The organism is Haloplanus sp. GCM10025708, from assembly GCF_042663985.1.
Lineage (GTDB): Archaea > Halobacteriota > Halobacteria > Halobacteriales > Haloferacaceae > Salinirarus > Salinirarus marinus.
Map to the genome: position 1 here is coordinate 1 of NZ_JBHSZA010000012.1, position 2,440 is coordinate 2,440.

3 protein-coding genes are annotated in these 2,440 nt (G+C 50.0%); 2 read left to right on the forward strand and 1 reads right to left on the reverse strand.

The annotated features are described in order from the left end of the window. Together ACFQJD_RS19300 and ACFQJD_RS19305 are read left to right on the forward strand one after the other, a co-directional pair. Window positions 1-328: hypothetical protein (locus ACFQJD_RS19300; protein ID WP_379800641.1), on the forward strand; the 328-nt coding region annotated here is incomplete at its 5' end. A 206-nt stretch (window positions 329-534) separates the two neighbouring features. Next, window positions 535-921, forward strand: coding sequence for a restriction endonuclease (locus tag ACFQJD_RS19305; protein ID WP_379800645.1), 387 nt, complete (start codon window positions 535-537; stop codon window positions 919-921). A 476-nt stretch (window positions 922-1,397) separates the two neighbouring features. On the opposite strand, the gene ACFQJD_RS19310 is transcribed toward ACFQJD_RS19305, so the two are convergent. Further along, a complete protein-coding gene (locus ACFQJD_RS19310) occupies window positions 1,398-2,090 on the reverse strand; it encodes a hypothetical protein (protein WP_379800643.1) in 693 nt (230 codons plus the stop codon). Window positions 2,091-2,440: the final 350 nt, after the last annotated feature.

Sequence of the window (2,440 nt, forward strand, 5' to 3'; positions counted from 1 at the left end):
TATTCTCGTTTCAGCGACTGCATCCGAGCCGGACTTCCTCCAGGCTGAAGACGAGTTTATCCTGAACCCGAATCGGCTGACGGTTGCTATGTCACGAATGCAGTACAAACTCATCGTTGTCGCGAGCAAAGAGGTGTTCAGATTGATCCCGCAGGACGCTGATGTCTACGAGCAAGCAGACCTCTGGAAGCGGTTATACGGTCATATGGATGCCCTCGATGCAACACCAGCATGGGAGGGGACCGTCGAGGAGTTGTCCCCTCCTGACTTCGATATCGGCTTCATGTTCGATTCTGAGGCCTCGCTCCAGGTATATTACCCTACGTAGTCAGCCTTCAGTTGATACGCTCGTCAGTCCCAGATATCCTTCTTCTGATCCTTCATCTTAGCTAAATCTTTATGTAGATTCAATGTATGACTGAGAGGCTGAGGAGGACACCATGACATCGGAGCCGTCTCTATTGCGTCATTTACGCGCAATGGATAACTATGCTTTTGAAATGCTCATCGCTGATGTCTGGGAAGGATTCGGATATGATACCACTGTTTCAGGAATCTAACGATAAGGGTCTCGATGTCATGGCAATACATCGAGAGACTGGCGAGCAGGTAGCGATCCAAGCAAAATGCTACGCAGGATCGAATAGAATCGGTCGACCGGCTGTACAACAGTACTCAAGCCTCTATCAGCAGGAAAACGCTGACAGAGTCTATATCGTCTCAACTGGTTACTACACAGACACCGCCATCGAATCTGGTCGAGAACTCGGCGTCGGACTGATTACTGGAATCGATCTTTGCCGAGAAATTGCTGACTTAGAGCACGGCGATGAGATTACACAGTATTATCTCAATCGGAATGCTCCAAGCCGTCGACGTTGGGGAAAGATCCACGCTCAAAGTCCTTCACACTTCGCGTAGTCGTCGCCTTACTTGGTGGTATCTATCTCCTCGGCGGCTACGGTGCGATCGCAGCAGCTACATCCATTCCGATGATTTCGCAGCTCCACCCGCTATTCGCGTTCTTTAGCATGGGAACCAACCCCGGATTCGGACTGATATTTCTGAGTGTCCTGGCGATCGGCTTTGTGCTACTCAAATGGGCCTCTCTTTGGCGATGGAAGGTTGCTGGAGTTTTGATTCCAGCGTCGTGGTTCGCGGTCGCTATGGCTGGAACTATGGAGTCTAATCCAGCATTCTGGATTCAAGCCACTATACTCTCAGTGGCTTTTCTATCGCCCATAATTGTCCCAGCGATGTTCTCATTCAGGGCTCACCACTGGATCCTTCGTGGTCTAAGAGCTGAAGTGTACCATAGAGTCTACCTTCAGCCCCGATGTTGAGATCCACTATTCTACAAGAGACGATCTCTTACCGAAGAATACGCCATTTCGGGTTCATTGCTGGGCGCTTGTAGCAAATACCTGGATCATGTGCTGAGCCCTGCTTGACGAGATCCTCTGGCGATTTGTCGAGCCCGTCTGAATACAGGGCACCAACGCCACTTCCTGAAGATAAATCCTCGTCAGCGGCATACTGTTCCATGAATCGCCACATGGTCGTAAGGTCGTTTCTGAGGAGGCATACTCGTGTTTTGGCACTTGACCGTGTCGTGCTCCCTTCTTCCGGCCGCTGCTTGTGAAGAGATCGAACTTGAACTTGTCTTTGACACGAGCATCGTCGTACAGGCGACCAAATTGTGCATTGCCAGTCGCTAAGGCGAAGACATCGGGTTGGTAGATAGTTCCATTAACAGTGTACTCTTCATGGCCACGTTCGAACCGACGCCAGTAACGAACGGTTTGGATTGCACCATCATAGATGGCCGTTCCATCATTGCCAATCTTCACTTCATAGGCAACAGTCGGCCAATCAGTGTGTTTAACCAGAAGATCCGGTTTCTCTGCTGTCTGGAGAGAAGCGAACGTCGTTCGTCCATAGGACTCTTCTTTTTCCCAATAGACATTCGCTCCGTAGGATTCGAACCACTCGGTAAGTCGAAGTTTCGTTTGATCTTCAAAAGGAATCTCGGAATTAGGATTGGGAGTCCATCTGCAATATGCCCCCTCATGGCTAAAGAAGAGAAACATATGACTGGGCATAGGATTAGCGGCTCTAACTCGAAATCATGGGTGACCTAAACCGTAGTCTTCGTGGCTCCACCCTTATGCGGAAAACAATGCGTTACATGGATGAGCCGCGTGAACTGGTCGCTGCTCTTCTGCGGATTACGGCTGCACTCACCGCCGTCGTCCTAATCGCGCACGCAGTACTGCTACAACAGAGCGCAGCTCGCCGTCAAGCCATACGTTGTTGGCTTCGTTTGGCCGTGAAGATTCTCGAAGGCCGCAAACACTACGGGTTACAGATCGACCTCTCCGATTGTATCCTATATGACATCTTTCATCGAATTTGGATATATTGGTAAACATCTCGAATG